This is a genomic window from Mesorhizobium sp. P2_B5, from assembly GCF_056404775.1.
The window spans coordinates 672,186-689,295 of record NZ_JBFUDJ010000002.1; the positions used below are offsets into that span (position 1 = coordinate 672,186).

Consider the following 17,110-nt stretch of genomic DNA (forward strand, 5'->3'; position numbering starts at 1 on the left):
CATGGCCGAGGCCTTCATCTGCGACTACATCCGCACCCCGATCGGCCGCTTCGGCGGCTCGCTTTCCTCAGTGCGCGCGGACGACCTCGGCGCCATCCCGCTGAAGGCGCTGATCGAGCGCAATGCCGGCATCGACTGGCAGGCGGTCGACGATGTCGTCTACGGCTGCGCCAACCAGGCCGGCGAGGACAATCGCAATGTGGCGAGGATGTCGCTGCTGCTGGCCGGCTTGCCGAAGGAGGTTCCCGGCTCGACCGTCAATCGCCTCTGCGGTTCCGGCATGGATGCCGTCACCATCGCCGCCCGCGCCATCAAATCGGGCGAGGCCGAATTGATGATTGCCGGTGGCGTCGAATCGATGAGCCGCGCGCCCTTCGTCATGCCCAAGGCCGAGACCGCCTTTTCGCGCCATGCCGAGATTTACGACACCACCATCGGCTGGCGCTTCATCAACCCACTGATGAAGAAACAGTACGGCGTCGATTCCATGCCCGAGACCGGCGAGAACGTCGCCGAGGATTTTTCGGTGTCGCGCGCCGACCAAGATGCGTTCGCCGTGCGCAGCCAGGACAAGGCCGTCGCCGCACAGGCCAATGGCCGGCTGGCGAAGGAGATCACTCTGGTGACGATCCCGCAGAAAAAGGGCGATGCGGTCATCGTCTCCAAAGATGAGCATCCTCGCGCCGGAACCACGGTCGAGTCCTTGGCCAAATTGCCGACGCCGTTCCGCCAAGGCGGGACGGTCACCGCCGGCAATGCGTCCGGCGTCAACGATGGCGCCGCGGCGCTGATCATCGCGTCGGAAGCGGCTGTGAAAAAATACGGACTGACGCCGATCGCCCGGATCCTCGGCGGCGCCGCCGCCGGCGTGGCGCCGCGCATCATGGGCATCGGCCCGGCGCCGGCGACGAAAAAGCTCTGTGCCCGTCTCGGCCTGACGCCGCAACAATTCGATGTCATCGAACTCAACGAAGCCTTCGCCTCGCAAGGTATCGCCGTGCTGCGCCAACTCGGCGTCGGCGAGGACGCGGACTACGTCAATCCCAATGGCGGCGCCATCGCACTTGGCCACCCGCTCGGCATGTCGGGCGCGCGCATCACCGGTACCGCGGCGCTGGAGCTGCGCGAGCGCGGCGGCCGTTATGCGCTGGCCACCATGTGCATCGGCGTCGGCCAAGGCATCGCAGTGGCGCTCGAGCGCGTTTGAGATCGCACCGCCCTCAATACGGTAAACCGACATAGTTCTCGGCCAGCGCGGTCGACGCCGCCTGCGAATGCACGAGATAGTCGAGTTCGGCCTCCTGGATGCGCTGGCCGAACTCGCCGGTATCAGGAAAGCGATGCAGCATCGTCGTCATCCACCAGGAAAAGCGTACCGCCTTCCACACTCGCGCCAGCGCCTTGGCCGAATAGGCGTCGAGCACACCCAGTGATTTGTCCAGGTAGAATTCGCGAAGTCCGGCAAAGAGATAGCGCACGTCGCTGGCAGCGAGGTTGAGCCCCTTGGCGCCGGTCGGCGGCACGATGTGGGCGGCGTCCCCGACCAGGAACAGCCGGCCAAAGCGCAGCGGCTCGGCAACGAAGGAGCGCAGCGGCGCGATCGACTTTTCGAAGGACGGGCCCGTAACGACGGCGGCAGCCGTCTGCTCCGGCAGGCGGCGGCGCAACTCATCCCAGAAGCGGTCGTCGCTCCACGCCTCGACCCGCTCGTCGGCCGCAACCTGCACATAGTAGCGGCTGCGATGGGTCGAGCGCATCGAGCACAGCGCAAAGCCGCGCTCGTGATTGGCGTAGACCAGTTCGTGATCGGCCGGCGGCACCTCGGCCAGCACGCCGAGCCAGCCGAACGGATAGGTCCGCTCAAAGGTTTTCAACACGCGCTCAGGCACCGATTTGCGGCTGACGCCGTGATAGCCGTCACAGCCGGCGATGAAATCGCAGTCGATGCGGAGGCTGACGCCATCCTTGTCATAGGTGACGAAGGGCGCTTCGCCGTCGAAACCATGCAGCGCGACATTGGCCGCCTCGTAGACCGTGGTGAGCCCCGCCGCCTCACGCTTGTCCATCAGGTCGTGCGTCACTTCCGTCTGGCCATAGACGGTGACGTGCTTACCGCCGGTCAGCGCCGTGAGATCAAGCCTGTGCAGGCTGCCGCCGAAGGCAAGCGAAATGCCGGCGTGCAGCAGGCCTTCGGCATGCAGCCTTGCAGCCGCGCCCGCCTCCTCCAGCAATTCGACCGTGCCCTGTTCGAGCACCCCTGCCCGCACACGGCCAAGCACGTGCTCCCGGCTCGAACGCTCGAGGATCACCGTCTCGACGCCGATGCCGCTAAGCAGTTGGCCGAGCAGCAGGCCAGACGGCCCGGAGCCGACAATGACGATCTTTGTACGCATCAATGCCCCAGGCTTTCGATTTCTCCGGCGAGCTCCGCGGCGAGCCGTAGTGCAGCCGCGGTCGCAACCGCCATTTGCGGCAGAAGCAGCCACTCCAGCGTCCACGCCGCGCCCGAGCGCTCCTGCTCGTGCACCAGCGCCTGGTGCACGCCGGAAAGCTGCGTGGCGTTGAAGCGCGCCAGCGCCACCAGCGCTTCGGCCTTCACCGGGTTCTGCTTGTGCGGCATGGCCGACGAGCCGCCGCCGCCGGACAGTGTGATCTCAGAGCCGGCCTGCGCCATCAGCGCAATGTCCTGGCCGAACTTGCCGAGGCCGCCGGTGATGAGCGACAGCAAGCTGGCGAATTCGGCCAGCGCATCGCGCTGGCTGTGCCATTGCGGTGCGTCGCCAAGGCCGAGTTTCGCGGCAAGGGCCGCGCGCACCGCAGGACCCTTGTCGCCGAGCTTTTTCAGCGTGCCGGCGGCGCCGCCAAATTGTACTACGAGCAAACGTGGCGACTGTTGCGACAATCTCTGCTGATGCCGCTGTAGCGGTGCTCGCCACGCTGCGATACGGTCCGACACTTTTATTGGGATCGCCACCTGCATCCGTGTCATCCCGGCCAATGTCCTGCCCCCGAAACGCTCTTCCAACGCCGTCAGCCGCACGATGTTTTCAATCAGCAAGAGATCGAGATGGTCGATCACGCGGCGCAGCCGAAGCACCAGGCCAGTATCGATGACATCCTGGCTGGTTGCGCCGAAATGCACGCTGGCCTCGTGCGGCGCGCCGACCGCTGCCTTCAACTGGCGCACCAGTTCGGGCACGATCACGCCGTCCTTGGCCACACCGGCCCGCAGCCGCGCGGTATCCGGCTTGTAGGACAACAGAACAGCGACAATTGCCGCCGCGGTGTCCTTGCCGATGATCCCGCTTTCGGCTTCCGCTTCCGCCAGCGCGCGCTCGAAATCGAGCATGGCGGCGATTTCCGCGTCGGCGGAAAAATACCGCGCCGCCTCCTCGTCGCCGAGCAGGCCGGACAGCAGCGGATGGTCGAAGGGCGATACGGTCATGTCTCTGGTCTCGCAGAGCAATTCCAGGAAACGTGTGAAGCGGTTTTCCGTCCGGAATTGCGTCAAGAAAAAATAGCTAGAGCGGTTCGYGCACCCTGTGCTCGATGCGGGCGAGGATCGGGTCTTCGGCATTGGCCTTCTCCTCGTCGGAGAAATAGAGCCGTGTGTGGAGGCCGATATTGACGCCCCGCGCCACGATCCACAGGCTGATATGCGGCGCCATAAGCCGCCCGTCGCCAAACGGCACGCGGCCCGGCTTGATCGTCTCGAAGCTGCACAGGCCGGTTTCCATGTCGGTCGGCTGACGGCCCCAGCCCTGAAAATCCGGATCGGCATCGCCGCGTAATTCCGCCGGCGAATTGTAGAACCCATTCGCATCCGCCTGCCAGATTTCGATCAGCGCATCCCGGAGCGGCGTGCCGGTGCCGTCGAGCACGCGGATGCGCAAACCAATGCGCTCGCCCTTGGTCTTGTCGTTGAGCATGGTCGCGCCAAGGTCCGTGGCATAGACGCCGCCGATGCCGCCGAAATTCGGCGTCAGGCCGATATGGACATAAGGCCCCGCCGTTTGCGACGGGCTCTCCTTCAGCCGGGTGAGAGCCTGCGCCATCAATTGCCCTCCGGCCGATTTTCGAACAGCGAGGCGCGGCGTCCGCGCAGCACGATGTCGAACTTGTAGGCGCGCGCGTCGAAGGGGATAGTTGCCTGCATGTCGAGGGCGGCGATCAGCGTTTCGATGGCCGCCTTGTCCGGGATGCCGCGCACGATCGGGCAGCGCCAGATCAGCGGGTCGCCCTCGAAATACATCTGCGTGATCAGACGTTGCGCAAAGCCGTGGCCGAACACCGAGAAATGGATGTGCGAAGGCCGCCAGTCATTGGGGCCGTTCGGCCAGGGATAGGGACCGGGCTTGACGGTGCGAAAGGCATAGCTGCCATCGGCGTCGGTGATGGTGCGGCCGCAGCCGCCGAAATTCGGATCGAGCGGCGCCAGATACCCGTCCTTCTTGTGGCGGTAGCGGCCGCCGGCATTGGCCTGCCAGAATTCGAGCAGCGCGCCCGAGACGCCAACGCCGCGCTCGTCGAGCACCCGGCCATAGACGATGATGCGCTCGCCGATGGCGCTCTCGCCGGGCTTCGCGAAATTGTGGATGAGGTCGGCGTCAAGCTCGCCCAGAATGGCGTGACCGAACACCGGGCCGGTGATTTCCGATGCCGTGTTGTCGAAGGCCAGCAGCGCCTTCTGAGGCGAGCGCAGCACCGATGTCTTGTAGTCCGGCGTCAGCGCCGGCGGATGCCAGTTCCTGTCGCGCTGGAAGAAGGCGCCGGTCTCGGGCCTGCGGTTCGAGCCGGCATCAGCTGGCATGGCCATTCCTGCTTCCGTCCATTTCCGAAAACACCTCCTTGGCGATCCTGAAGGCGCGGTTGGCCGCCGGCACGCCGGCGTAGATCGCCACATGCAGGAACGCTTCGCAGATGTCGTCACGCGAGGCGCCGGTGTTGGCGGTGGCGCGCACATGCATGGCGACCTCTTCATCATGGCCGAGTGCGGCGAGCAGGGCCAGCGTCACGATCGAGCGCTCGCGCTTGCTGAAACCCGGCCGCGCCCACACTGTCCCCCAGGCTGCCTCGGTGATCAGCTCCTGGAACGGCCGGTCGAAATCGGTGACGGCATCCTCGCTGCGGTCGACATGCGGGTCGCCGAGCACCGTGCGCCGCACCGTCAGACCGGTCCGGTATCTGGTCGTGGTCTTGGATACTTCATCCATGGATCTGCTTTCTCTGAGGAAGCGACGCGAGAAATTCTCGGATCAGGGCGGTCAGCGCACCGGGCTGCTCGACGCAAGGAATGTGGCCGGCATCCCGGATGATCTCAAAGCGCGCGCCGGGAATGAGTTCGGCCAGCCAGCGAACCAGGTCCGGCGGCGTCGAGCCGTCCTGGTCACCGACGACGCAAAGCGTAGGAATCGCGATAGCCTGAGCGACCTCGGTGAAATCGGCGTCGCGCACTGCAGCGCAGGTGCCGACATAACCGGCGACGGCTTGCCGGGTCATCATGTTCCAGTAGCCGTCAAGCTCGGCGATCCGGTCCGAGTGGAAGGCCGGGGTGAACCACAGTTTAAGCACTGCGTCGGCGATGGCCTGGATGCCTTTGCTTTCGACGGTTGCTATGCGGGTGTTCCAGCTGTCGGCGGTGCCGATCTTGTGCGCCGTGTCACACAGGATGAGACCTTCGACGATGTCGGGGCGCCTTGCATAGAAGCCTTGCGCGATGAGGCCGCCGACCGACAGGCCGCAAAGCACGACATTGGTCAGCCCGAAATGATCGATGAGGCCGGAGAGATCATCGACATGATCGTCAATCGAGGTGATGCCGCCAATGTCGGAAAGACCGTGGCCGCGCTTGTCGTAAACCAGCAAGGGCATGTCAGCGTTCAAGTCAGACACCACTTCGTCCCAGATGCGGAAGTCGGTACCGAGCGAATTGATAAACACGACTGGCCGCGCGTCCCCATTCGCCTTGAAGTTGCGATGGTGGAGCGTGATGCCGCCAATGTTGACGAATGGCACGATTTCGATCCTCCGTGTTCACATTGCACAAGGCATTTGGTTTGGTAAAATGATATTTTGCGCCGTTTCATTAACTGGGAGGTTACGAGAACCATGTCCGAAAGCCGCATAAGGTTCCGTCACCTGCAGGCATTCCTTGAGGTAGCGCGGCAAGGCAGCGTGGCGAGGGCGGCCGACTTTCTTCACGTCAGTCCGCCGGCGGTGACCAAGACGCTGCGCGAACTGGAAGAGGCGCTTGGCATCGCCGTCGTCGAACGCGACGGCCGCGGCATAAGGGTGACACGGCTCGGCGAAATCTTCCTCGGTCATGCCGGCACGGCGATCACCGCCTTGAAGCGTGGCGTCGATTCTGTCCGCCAGGACGGCGCCATCAACCGCCATCCGATCCGCATCGGCGCGCTGCCCACAGTGTCGGCCAGGGTCATGCCGCTCGCCATGAGTCTGTTCTTGAGTGAAAATACGGGAGCGGCGATCAAGATCGTCACCGGTGAGAATGCCGTGCTGCTCGAACAGTTGCGCGTCGGCGCGCTCGACCTCGTCGTCGGTCGGCTGGCGGCGCCGAAAAACATGACCGGCTTCTTCTTCGAGCATCTCTATTCCGAACAGGTTCTGTTCGTGGTGCGGGCCGGCCACCCCTTGGCGCAGCCGGGCCAGGACATCTTCGCCCGCCTCGATGACTTCCCGGTGCTGATGCCGACCCGGGAATCGGTCATCCGCCCGTTCGTCGACCGGCTGTTCATCACCAATGGCATGACCGCGCCGGCGACCGAAATCGAGACCGTCTCGGATTCCTTCGGCCGCGCCTTCCTGCGGCAAAGCGATGCCGTCTGGATCATCTCGACCGGCGTCGTCGCCAATGAAATCTCCAGCGGCGCCTTCGTCGCTCTGCCGGTCAACACCGAAGAGACCAAGGGACCTGTCGGCCTGACGATGCGCACCGACACGGCCCCCTCGCCGGCCTTCGCCATCCTGCTGAAAACGATCCGCGAGGCGGCCAGCCGAGGCGGCTGAGGCAGTCGTCCTCGCGTGAGCATGGCGATCAGATCAGTCCTACAGATCTGTGTGAACGGGCAATTCTCGTAACCCCAGGGTTAATAAAAAACCGCAAAATATCATTTTACCAAACCAAACACCTAAGGCACTGTGGCAATGGGAGGATCGAAATCGTGCCGTTTTCCGGCATTGGCGGCGTTCCGCCGCCGCCTTGGAGCCAGCCGGGGCATATCCGATCTGAACAACGGGCGGCACCGATTTTGAGCAGGCCGGCGGTCCCTCCAGGCACCGTCAGGAAAGGGAGGAATATCAGCATGACCTCAAGCAAATCCGGCGTCTCGCGGCGCCAGTTCATCGCCACATCTCTCGCCGGCGGCGCAGCCCTTGCGCTCAGCCGCGGCAAGGCTTTCGCGCAAGCTGCCGACACGCTGAAGGTCGGCTTTGTCAGTCCACGCACCGGCCCGCTTGCCGGCTTCGGCCAGACCGACGGCTATGTGCTCGACCTCGCCCGCAAGGCGCTCGCCGGCGGCCTCGATGTCGGCGGCAAGAAGTACAGTGTGGAAATCCTCGATCAGGATACGCAATCGGATCCCTCCCGCGCGGGCCAGCTCGCCAAGGACCTGATCAACAACCAGGCCATCGACCTGATGCTGGCGGTGTCGACGCCCGAGGTGATCAATCCGGTCGCCGACGCCTGCGAAGCCGCCGGCGTGCCTTGCCTCTCAACCGTCATGCCGTGGGAAGCCTGGTATTTCGGCCGTGGCGCCAAGCCCGACGCCCCCTCGCCGTTCAAGTGGACCTATCATTTCGGCTTCGGCGTCGACGAGTTCTTCCGGACCTATGTTTCGCAATGGAACCTGATCGAGACCAACAAGAAGGTCGGCGTTATGTATCCCAACGACGCCGACGGCAACGCCATCCGCGCCCATCTGGCGCCGCTGCTGGCCAAGCAGGGTTTCACCATAGTCGATCCCGGCGCCTACGAGACCGGCACCACCGACTATTCCTCGCAGATCGCGCTGTTCAAGCAGGAAGGTGTCGAGATTTTCAACTCCTTCCCGATCCCGCCGGACTTCGCCGCCTTCTGGCGTCAGGCCGCACAGCAGGGCCTGATCAAGCAGATCAAGATCTGCCAGGTCGCCAAGACCGGGCTGTTCCCGTCGGACATCGAGGCGCTTGGCGATCTCGGCAACAAGATTTCGAGCGCGGCCTACTGGCACAAGGCCTTCCCCTACAAGTCGCCGCTGACCGGCGTCTCGGGGGCCGAGCTTGCCGACGGCTATGAGGCAGCCAGCGGCAAGCAATGGACGCAGCAGCTTGGCGCTTCGATGTCGCTGCTCGACGCCGGCTTCGAAGCGCTGAAGGTGAGCACCGACGCCAAGGACAAGGCAGCAGTCGCCAAGGCGCTGAGCACGCTCAACACCGAGACCATGATCGGCAAGGTCGACTTCACCAGCGGCCCGGTCGCCAATGTCTCGCCCGGCCCGATCATCGGCACACAATGGGTAGCCTCCAAGGAAGGCAGCAAATTCCCGCTCGACTATGTCGTGACCGAGAACGCCACCGATCCGAAGGTGCCGGTCGAAGCCAAGCTCCAGCCGTATAACGGCTGAGCGACGGTTACGGGGATCGCATCGTGAACGATTCAGCAAACGCGATCCTCAGCGCCGCCGGCATCCACAAACGCTTCGGCGCGCTGGTGGTGCTGGACGATATCGACTTCGCCATGAATGCCGAAGAGGCGGTCGGCATTGTCGGCCCGAACGGCGCCGGCAAGACAACGTTGCTCAGCGTGCTTTCAGGCGCCTTTCCGCCGAGTGCCGGCACCGTCGCCTTTAGGGGTGGCGACGTGACGGCGATGCCGGCAACGACCCGCTGCCATCTCGGCCTTGTGCGCACGCACCAGGTGCCGAAGCCGTTCAGTGGCATGACCACGTTCGAGAACGTCTTCGTCGCCGCATCGCATGGCGCCGGTCTCGCCCGTGACGAAGCCTATGAGGAGGCGCTGGCGTCACTGAAACTGTGCGGCATGCTGGGCGTCGCCAACCGGCGCGCCGAGACGCTCGGCCTGCTCGACCGCAAGCGGCTGGAACTCGCCCGCGCGCTTGCGGCGAGACCGACGCTGCTTCTGCTCGACGAGATCGGCGGCGGACTGACCGATGGCGAAGCCAGCGAGCTTGTCGAAACCATCAAGGAATTGCGCCGGCGCAAGATCGGCATCGTCTGGATCGAGCACATTGTCCACATCCTGCTGCAGGTTGCCGAGCGGCTGATCTGCATGGATGCCGGCAAGATCATCGCCGACGGCGAGCCGCAGGCGGTGATGGCCGACCCGGACGTCGTGCGCGCCTATCTTGGTGGAGGCCCGAAATGAGCCTGCTCGCAATCGAGAACCTGGTTGTCCGGCACGGCCTCTTACAAGCAGTGCGCGGTGTGAGCTTTGCGATCGAGCGCGGCGAAACGCTGGCGCTGGTCGGCGCCAATGGCGCCGGCAAGACGACGTTGCTCAGGGCAATCGCCGGCGCGCATCAGCCGACGGCCGGCCGCGTGCTTCTGGATGGCGCCGATATCACCGGCGTGCCGTCGCACAAGCGCGTCGGCATGGGTGTCGCACTGGTGCCCGAGGGACGAAAGCTGTTCGTGCAGATGACCGTCGAAGAGAACCTCCTGCTTGGCAAGACCGCCGGCCGTCCCGGCGACTGGAGCGTGGAACGAGTGCTCGACACCTTTCCCAATCTGAAGCCACGCCGCCATGCCAAGACCGGGCATCTTTCCGGTGGCGAGCAGCAGGCCACGGCAATCGGCCGCGCGCTGATGAGCAATCCGGAACTGCTGCTGCTCGACGAGGTCTCGCTTGGCCTGTCGCCGCTGGTGGTCGACCGCGTCTACGCTTCCCTGCAAGGCCTGATCAGTTCCGGCACGACGATCATCCTGGTCGAACAGGACCTCAACCGCGCGCTCTCGGTCTCGGACAAAGTCATCTGCATGCTCGAAGGACGCGTGGCGCTCGAGGGTTCGAGCAAGGGGGTCTCGCGCGACGAGGTGACGAAGGCCTATTTCGGCCTGCACAGGAGAAGCGCCGGGAGTGTGCCGGCATGAGCAACCAGATCGTCCAGGGCATCCTGCTCGGCGGCTACTACGCGCTGATCGCCTGCGGCCTCTCCTTCATGTTTTCGGTGATGCGCATCATCAACCTCGCGCATGGCAGCCTTGCCGTATTTTCGGCCTATGCGCTGTGGTGGCTCGCCTCACGCTTCCACATCTCGCCTTTCGTCGGCCTGCTCATCGTCCTGCCGCTGATGGCGGCGATCGGCTGGGCGCTGCAACGCTTCCTGCTCGAGCGCAGCGCACGCGGCGGCGCGCTGCTGCCGATCCTCACCACCTTCGGCCTCGCCATCGTCATCGACAATGCGCTGTTCGAGCAATTCGGCGCCGACACACGTTCGCTGGCGCCCTATATCGGCAGCCTGTCCTACGATTCCTGGGAGTGGCCGGGCAGCATCTATGTCGGCAAGCTTGCCGTGATCATGTTCGCCGCCGCCGTCATCCTGCTCGGCGGGCTGCAGCTGTTCCTCACCCGCACCAGGCTTGGCCGCTCGATCCGCGCCACCTCGGAAGATCCCGATACGGCCGGTCTCGTCGGCGTCGACGCGCGCCGCGCCAACGCCCTTGCCGCAGCCATCGCCATGGTCACCGTCGGTCTTGCCGGCGCCTTTCTCGGCATGCGCGCCACCTTCGATCCCTATACCGGCGCACCGCAATTGCTGTTCGCTTTCGAGGCGGCGGTGATCGGCGGCGCCGGCTCGCTGTGGGGCACACTTCTCGGCGGCATCGTGCTGGCGCTTGCCCAGACGCTCGGCGCGCAGGTGCATCCGCAAGGCTTCCTCATCGGCGGCCATGTCGCCTTCCTGATCGTGTTGTTCATCCGGCTCTCCACGTCCGGCCTCGGCCTGCGGGGCCTGCTGCGCCTGCCCGTGAGGAAGACGACATGAGCGCAGTTTCGACCTCCCCCGTGATCGAGCGCGGCACACCTGCTTCGCGTATCTCGGCGATCGCGGTCGTCGGGATCATCGCGCTGCTCGCCGTTGCGCCGCACTTCCTGTCAGCCGGCGCGGTCGACCGCATGACGGCCTTGTTCATCTATGTGATCCTGGCTGCGATGTGGAATGCGCTGGCCGGCTTCGGCGGCCTGGTCTCTGTGGGACAGCAAGTGTTCTTCGGCCTCGGCGCCTACTTCGCCATTCGCCTGGCCGATGCCGGCCTCAACCCGTTCGCCTCGCTGTTCGTCTCGGCGATCATTGTCGGCGCGATCTCCTGGCCAATGTCACTGTTCATGCTGCGGCTGAAGAACGGCGAGTTCGCCATCGGCATGTGGGTGATTGCCGCGCTTACCCATCTCCTGGTCAATCTCGACCGGCTGGTGCAAGGCGAAACCGGGACGTCGCTGATTTCGCTCAACGTCTATGAAGTCGGCGCCAGGCGGGCGACGATCTACTGGCTGGCACTGGCCGCGATGACCGCGCTGCTTGCCATCCTGTTTGGCCTGCTGCGCGGCAGCACGGGCGCCGCCATCCGCGCCATCAGGGACAATGAGGATGCCGCCGCGTCGGTCGGCGTACGCGTCACCGGCACCAAGCGGCTGCTCTTCGTGCTCGCCGCCTTCGGCATCGGCATTGCCGGCGCGCTGTGGCTGGCGACTTCGATCACCTTCCAGCCGAAGACTTACTTCAATGTCCAGTGGACCGCCTACATGATCTTTATGGTGCTGGTCGGCGGCATCGGCACCTTCGAAGGCGCAATTCTCGGCGCGCTGCTGTTCTTCCTCATCGAGACCTGGTTTGGCGGCACCGGCGTCTGGTATCTGATCGGCCTCGGCGCCACCGCCGTGCTGTTTTCGCTGTTCCTGCCGCGCGGCCTGTGGGGGACACTGGAGGAGCGTTTTGGCATACGGCTGCTGCCGGTCGGCTATCGCGTCAGGCTGCCGGCAAACACCGGCGATGCGGACACGGCGGCAGCGTCGCACGAAACCACGGCACAGCGGGAGAAGGCGTGACCATGCTTTTCGGCAAAACCATTCTGATCACCGGTGTCGCTTCCGGCATTGGCGCCCGCACCGCCGAACTTGCCGGCCAGCTTGGCGCGGACGTGATCGGCGTCGATGTGCGTGAGCCGGCTGCACCGGTCGGCGGCTTCGTCAAGGCCGACATCTCGTCCAGGGCCGGCGTTGAGGACCTCATTGCGCACCTGCCGCAGCGCATCGACGCGCTCTGCAACGTCGCCGGCCTCTCCGGCAACACCGGCGCGGTGTCGACGCTGGCGGTCAACTTCTACGGTCTGCGCGCACTTTCGGAAGGTCTCGCGCCAAAGCTTCGCGAAGGCGGCGCCATCGTCAACGTCGCTTCTATCGCCGGCTATGGCTGGCGCGCCAACCTCAATCGCGCCGCGTCGATGGTCGGCATCGAAGGTTTTCCCGATGTCGCCAAAGTAGTCGCCGACCATCAGGTGAAGAACGAGGAAGGCTACCCCGTCTCCAAGGAACTGCTTCTGTTGTGGACGCAGCGCGCCGCGCATCAGGAGCAGTTCAGGAGCCGCGGCATCCGCGTCAATGCGGTCAGCCCCGGCCCGGTCGAGACGCCGATCCTGAAACAGTTCCGCACTGTGCTCGGCGATGCCCGCGTCGACAACGACATCGCCCGTGTCGGACGCGCCGGCACCTCGGGCGACATCGCGCCTGTCGTGCTGTTTCTGTGCTCGGACGGCGCACGCTGGGTCAACGGCGCCAACGTGCCGGTTGACGGCGGCCTCGAAGCATCGATCAACGCCGAAGTGCTCGGCTTTTAAATTTTGCGACGCTCGACGGCGAGCGAGGGAGAAAACAATGGATATCGGACTTCTGATCGACGGCGACAAACGGGATGCGTCGGGTGCTGCCTCCTACGAGCGGACGGACCCGTTCACCGGCAAGCTGGCAACGCGCGCCGCCGCAGCAAGTGTCGCCGACGCCAATGCCGCGGTCGAAGCTGCAGCCACTGCCTTCAAGACCTGGTCGAAAACTGGACCTGGCGAGCGCCGCGCTTTGCTCGCCAAGGCAGCCGATGTCCTGGATTCCAAGGTCGGCGAATTCACCAAATTGATGATGGAAGAGACCGGCGCCACCGGTCCCTGGGCCGGCTTCAACGTCATGCTGGCTGCCAAGATGCTGCGCGAGGCAGCCGCCATGACGACGCAGATTTCGGGCGAAGTCATCCCGTCCGACAAACCGGGCACGCTCGCCATGGCAATCCGCCAGCCGGCCGGCGTATGCCTCGGCATTGCACCGTGGAATGCCCCGGTCATTCTCGGCACCCGCGCCATCGCCATGCCGATCGCCTGCGGCAATACGGTGGTGCTGAAGGCCTCCGAAATGTGTCCGGGCACGCACCGGCTGATCGGCCAGGTGCTGGTCGAGGCCGGCCTGCCCAAGGGCGTCATCAATGTCGTCACCAACGATCCCAAGGATGCGGCGGCAATCGTCGAGACGCTGGTCGCGCATCCCGCGGTCAGGCGCGTCAACTTCACTGGTTCGACGAAGGTCGGCAGGATCATCGCCGAACTCGCCGGCAAGCACCTGAAGCCGGCGCTGCTCGAGCTCGGCGGCAAGGCGCCGCTCATCGTGCTCGACGATGCCGACATCGACGCCGCGGTCAATGCGGCAGCCTTCGGCGCCTACATGCACCAGGGCCAGATCTGCATGTCGACCGAACGCCTGGTCGTCGATGAAAAGATCGCCGACGAATTCGTCGCCAAGCTCGCCGCGCGCGCATCCCAGCTTCCAGCAGGCGACCCGCGCGGCCATGTCGTGCTGGGCTCGCTGATCAGCAGCCAGGCCGCCGACAAGATGGAAGAACTGGTGGCCGACGCCGTTGCCAAGGGCGCGAAGCTCGTGGCCGGCGGCAAGCGCACCGGCACCGTGGTCGAGGCGACATTGCTCGACCATGTCACGCCTTCCATGCGCGTCTACGCCGAAGAATCCTTCGGGCCGGTCAAGCCGGTGATCCGCGTCAACAGCGAGGACGAAGCCGTGCGCGTCGCCAACGACACCGAATACGGCCTCTCCTCGGCCGTCTTCAGCCGCGACATCCGCCGTGCCATGGCGGTCGCCGCGCGCATCGAGGCCGGCATCTGCCACATCAACGGCCCGACCGTCGGCGACGAAGCGCAAATGCCGTTCGGCGGCGTCAAGGGCTCAGGCTATGGCCGCTTCGGCGGCAAGGCCTCGATCGCCGAATTCACCGACCTGCGCTGGCTGACCATCGAGGATCCGAACCAGCACTATCCGTTCTGATTCTTCTTCCCTTCAATGGGGGCTATTGTCACTGTCCTCCCCCGGAATACGGGCCGTTGCCTGGCGAGCCAACGGATTCCCGCATCAAAACCCGGCAAGGCTCGAGCCGCGCGATCGGCGGCCCCTCCCCACCTTCAATTCTTGCAAACAGCGCCTCCATGGCGTGGCCGGCGATCTGGCGCACCGGCTGCACGACGGCGGCGATGGCCGGCCATGTCACCTGCATCCATTCGGCATCGTCGAAGCCGACCAGCGAGATGTCGTTGGGACAATGCCAGCCGCGCCGGCGGAACTCGGACAGCGCCACCAGCGTGCCCTTGAGGAACAGCGAATAGACCGCCGTCGGCCGTTCGCCTTTCGCGAAATACTCGCGCAACTGCGCTCGCAGCGGCTCGACGTCGGTTTCGGCCAGCACGACATCGATGCGCACATCCGGCGCCAGTTTGAGCGCAGTAGTGCGAAACCCGTCGAGGCGGGCGCGCATCGTGGCCGCCTGCTCGCCGAGGCCGACGACCAGTATGTGGCGATGGCCCTTGGCGATCAGTTCGCGCGCCACTTCGGCGCTGGCTGCGGCGCTATCGGCCGACACCGTGTCGAAGGCGTCGTCGGAGAGCACACGGTCGATCAGCACGCCGGTCATGCCATTGGCCTTCATGAAGTCGGCTGCCGGGCCATGCTCGTTGCGCACCGGCGCCAGCACCACGCCGGCGACGCGCCAGTCATGCATGCGGACGAGGATTTCCTTCTCACGCGCTTCCGATTCACGGCTCGACGCCGCCACCAGCGTGTAGCCGCGCTGCTCGGCGAGGCTCTCGAGCTGGGTGACCATCTGGCCAAAAAATTCGCTTTCGAATTCGGGCATGATGGCGCCGATAATGCGGCGCCTGGCCCGGCGCATGTCGGAGGCGAGCGGATCAATGCGGTAACCCAGCTGCTCGACCGCATCGAAGACGCGCTGCGCATTTTCGGGCTTCACCGTGGTGACGCCGGCCATGACCTTGGAGACGGTGGCGGCGGACACGCCGGCGCGGCTGGCCACGTCGTGGATCGACGCACGCCGCTGCTGGTCCTGCCTGTACGCCATCGGTCCTCCTCCCGAGGCGCGGACCGAGGCATTCCGTCCGCTGGAGAAATGAGTAAATCGATTTTTCGGAGTTGTAAATCGTTTAATCGTGGGTATTTTACCCGTCGAACGCATGTCGCCCTAAAGTGTGATGCGGTTTTGGGATAACGACAAGTGCAAAGCAAAAATACGCGATGCGGATCGCCCCGGGAGGAATCATCATGCCGAACAAGGCCTTGCCGCTGGTCATCAGCGCGCCGGAACCACGCACGCTCGAGCTGATCTTCACCCCGCCACAGCTGGCGCGCCTCAAGGCGCACTACCGCATTGTCGAGACGACGGCCGACGGCGTGGCGAAACTGCCGGCCGATGTGCTGGCCGAAGCCCGCTACATCATCGGCCAGCCACCAATCTCGCCTGAGACGCTGGAAGCTATGAAGGCGCTGCGCTGCGTCTTCAATGTCGAGACCAACCTCGTCAACAACATGCCCTACGAGACGCTGTTTGCGCGCGGCATCCATGTCGTCACCACCGGCTTGGTCTTTGCCGAGCCGGTGGCCGAGCTCGGGCTTGCCATGGCGCTCAATCTCGCCCGCAACATCGTCGATGCCGACCTCGCCTTCCGCAAAGGCGAGGAGCTGTGGGGCGGCGACGGCAACCTCACCGCGCGGCTGCTGTCGGGCGCCGATGTCGGCATCATCGGCTTCGGCGATCTCGGCCGCGCGCTGAACCGGCTGCTGTCGGGCTTTCGCACCCGCACCAAGGTGTTCGATCCCTGGCTGCCGCCGTCGATCCTGATCGACAATGGTGTCGAGCCGGCCTCGCTCGACGATGTCCTGACATCGAGCGACTTCGTCTTCGTCGTCGCTTCGGTGACCTCGGAGAACCAGGGTTTCCTCGGCACCGATGCTTTTGCCAGCATGCGCAAGGGTGCGGCCTTCATCCTGCTCAGCCGCGCCGGTGTCGTCGACTTCCCTGCTCTGATGGCAGCGGTAAGGAGCGGCCACATCGTTGCCGCCAGTGACGTCTTCCCGGAAGAGCCTTTGGCGCAGGACCACCCGGTCCGCACCATCCCCGGCTTCCTGCGCTCCGCCCACCGCGCCGGCGCGCTCGACATCGCCTTCAAGCGCATGGGCGACATGGTGCTGGAAGACATGGACCTGATCGATCGCGGCCTGCCGCCGCTGCGCTCCAAGCGCGCCGAGCGCGAGACGGTGTCGAGGATGCGCTCGAAGCCGGCGGATCGGAATTGACGGCAGGCGGGGGACCGTTTCGCTGATTTGTCCGTGGTTTGAGAAACACCGCGCGCCGTACACAAGCTCAAACCCGCTATGACCGCGCCATGACCGTGCTCTCCGCAGGCGATTGCAATATTACTAATTTAGTGACAACTTAATTAAGGATGCTGGCAACAGATCCCAACCCACGGGTTGGAAATGGGGGTGGAAAGAGACATGTACTTTCCGCAATTTCTGGTCGGGATGTCTGCAACCACAATCGGCGTTGCAATCTGGGCCTATCTGGAGACCGGGTCGATCTGGGCGACCCTTGGCTGGTCAGTGCTGACACTGGTAATCCTGCAGGTCGGTTACTTCGGCCTGGTCGTTCACCTGGTGTTTAGGCGATCATCGGAACCATCGGACGCACGCTCGGCGGCGGATCCGACAAGCCCGCTTTTATTTCAGACTTTCTGAACGGGCGAGATCGAAAGCCAC

General features: G+C 64.6%; 17 protein-coding genes and 1 pseudogene. 11 read left to right on the forward strand and 7 right to left on the reverse strand.

What is annotated here, in order from left to right:
- Position 1 precedes the first annotated feature (1 nt).
- Complete coding sequence (gene pcaF / locus AC1D1N_RS09740; protein ID WP_477348160.1) at positions 2–1,207, forward strand: 3-oxoadipyl-CoA thiolase; 1,206 nt, start codon at positions 2–4, stop codon at positions 1,205–1,207.
- 13 nt (positions 1,208–1,220) lie between these two features.
- Here pcaF and pobA read toward each other — a convergent pair whose 3' ends face one another.
- The 6 genes and pseudogenes from pobA to pcaD all read right to left on the reverse strand — a co-directional run bounded on the left by pobA (position 1,221) and on the right by pcaD (position 6,015).
- On the reverse strand, positions 1,221–2,393 hold the full coding sequence (pobA, locus tag AC1D1N_RS09745; RefSeq protein ID WP_477348162.1) for a 4-hydroxybenzoate 3-monooxygenase: 1,173 nt from the start codon (positions 2,391–2,393) through the stop codon (positions 1,221–1,223).
- Complete coding sequence (locus AC1D1N_RS09750; protein ID WP_477348164.1) at positions 2,393–3,445, reverse strand: 3-carboxy-cis,cis-muconate cycloisomerase; 1,053 nt, start codon at positions 3,443–3,445, stop codon at positions 2,393–2,395. The genes pobA and AC1D1N_RS09750 overlap by 1 nt, the downstream gene beginning before the upstream one ends.
- Before the next feature lie 82 nt (positions 3,446–3,527).
- Positions 3,528–4,055 (reverse strand): annotated as a pseudogene (pcaG, locus tag AC1D1N_RS09755) (protocatechuate 3,4-dioxygenase subunit alpha); the annotation flags it as partial.
- Positions 4,055–4,810, reverse strand: coding sequence for a protocatechuate 3,4-dioxygenase subunit beta (gene pcaH, locus AC1D1N_RS09760; protein ID WP_477348849.1), 756 nt, complete (start codon positions 4,808–4,810; stop codon positions 4,055–4,057). The gene pcaH and the pseudogene pcaG, both read right to left, overlap by 1 nt.
- The gene (pcaC, locus tag AC1D1N_RS09765; protein WP_477348166.1) at positions 4,800–5,213 is read right to left on the reverse strand and encodes a 4-carboxymuconolactone decarboxylase; all 414 of its coding nucleotides are present in this window, start codon (positions 5,211–5,213) and stop codon (positions 4,800–4,802) included. Before pcaC ends, pcaH begins: the two co-directional genes overlap by 11 nt.
- Positions 5,206–6,015 carry a 3-oxoadipate enol-lactonase gene (gene pcaD, locus AC1D1N_RS09770; RefSeq protein WP_477348168.1) on the reverse strand — a complete coding sequence of 270 codons (810 nt, stop codon included), beginning with the start codon at positions 6,013–6,015 and terminating at the stop codon, positions 5,206–5,208. The genes pcaC and pcaD overlap by 8 nt, the downstream gene beginning before the upstream one ends.
- A gap of 93 nt (positions 6,016–6,108) precedes the next feature.
- On the opposite strand from pcaD, the gene pcaQ reads away from it, so the two are divergent.
- From pcaQ to AC1D1N_RS09810, 8 genes are all read left to right on the forward strand, one after another.
- Complete coding sequence (gene pcaQ, locus AC1D1N_RS09775; RefSeq protein WP_477348170.1) at positions 6,109–7,026, forward strand: pca operon transcription factor PcaQ; 918 nt, start codon at positions 6,109–6,111, stop codon at positions 7,024–7,026.
- A gap of 296 nt (positions 7,027–7,322) precedes the next feature.
- The gene (locus tag AC1D1N_RS09780; protein ID WP_477348172.1) at positions 7,323–8,621 is read left to right on the forward strand and encodes an ABC transporter substrate-binding protein; all 1,299 of its coding nucleotides are present in this window, start codon (positions 7,323–7,325) and stop codon (positions 8,619–8,621) included.
- An 86-nt stretch (positions 8,622–8,707) separates the two neighbouring features.
- Complete coding sequence (locus tag AC1D1N_RS09785; protein WP_477348851.1) at positions 8,708–9,382, forward strand: ABC transporter ATP-binding protein; 675 nt, start codon at positions 8,708–8,710, stop codon at positions 9,380–9,382.
- A complete protein-coding gene (locus AC1D1N_RS09790) occupies positions 9,379–10,107 on the forward strand; it encodes an ABC transporter ATP-binding protein (RefSeq protein ID WP_477348174.1) in 729 nt (242 codons plus the stop codon). The genes AC1D1N_RS09785 and AC1D1N_RS09790 overlap by 4 nt, the downstream gene beginning before the upstream one ends.
- The gene (locus AC1D1N_RS09795; RefSeq protein WP_477348176.1) at positions 10,104–11,000 is read left to right on the forward strand and encodes a branched-chain amino acid ABC transporter permease; all 897 of its coding nucleotides are present in this window, start codon (positions 10,104–10,106) and stop codon (positions 10,998–11,000) included. Before AC1D1N_RS09790 ends, AC1D1N_RS09795 begins: the two co-directional genes overlap by 4 nt.
- Positions 10,997–12,061, forward strand: coding sequence for a branched-chain amino acid ABC transporter permease (locus tag AC1D1N_RS09800; RefSeq protein WP_477348178.1), 1,065 nt, complete (start codon positions 10,997–10,999; stop codon positions 12,059–12,061). Before AC1D1N_RS09795 ends, AC1D1N_RS09800 begins: the two co-directional genes overlap by 4 nt.
- Positions 12,062–12,063: 2 nt before the next feature.
- Entirely contained in the window at positions 12,064–12,849 is a 786-nt protein-coding gene (locus AC1D1N_RS09805) for a coniferyl-alcohol dehydrogenase (RefSeq protein WP_477348853.1), read from the forward strand.
- Positions 12,850–12,886: 37 nt separating this feature from the next.
- Positions 12,887–14,332, forward strand: coding sequence for an aldehyde dehydrogenase (locus AC1D1N_RS09810; protein WP_477348180.1), 1,446 nt, complete (start codon positions 12,887–12,889; stop codon positions 14,330–14,332).
- Between the two features lie 28 nt (positions 14,333–14,360).
- Here AC1D1N_RS09810 and AC1D1N_RS09815 read toward each other — a convergent pair whose 3' ends face one another.
- A complete protein-coding gene (locus AC1D1N_RS09815) occupies positions 14,361–15,416 on the reverse strand; it encodes a LacI family DNA-binding transcriptional regulator (protein WP_477348182.1) in 1,056 nt (351 codons plus the stop codon).
- 200 nt (positions 15,417–15,616) lie between these two features.
- Here AC1D1N_RS09815 and AC1D1N_RS09820 point away from each other — a divergent pair, with 200 nt between their 5' ends.
- Together AC1D1N_RS09820 and AC1D1N_RS09825 are read left to right on the forward strand one after the other, a co-directional pair.
- On the forward strand, positions 15,617–16,648 hold the full coding sequence (locus tag AC1D1N_RS09820) for a hydroxyacid dehydrogenase (RefSeq protein WP_477348184.1): 1,032 nt from the start codon (positions 15,617–15,619) through the stop codon (positions 16,646–16,648).
- 201 nt (positions 16,649–16,849) lie between these two features.
- On the forward strand, positions 16,850–17,089 hold the full coding sequence (locus AC1D1N_RS09825; protein WP_477231669.1) for an exopolysaccharide production repressor protein: 240 nt from the start codon (positions 16,850–16,852) through the stop codon (positions 17,087–17,089).
- The last annotated feature ends 21 nt before the right edge of the window (positions 17,090–17,110 follow it).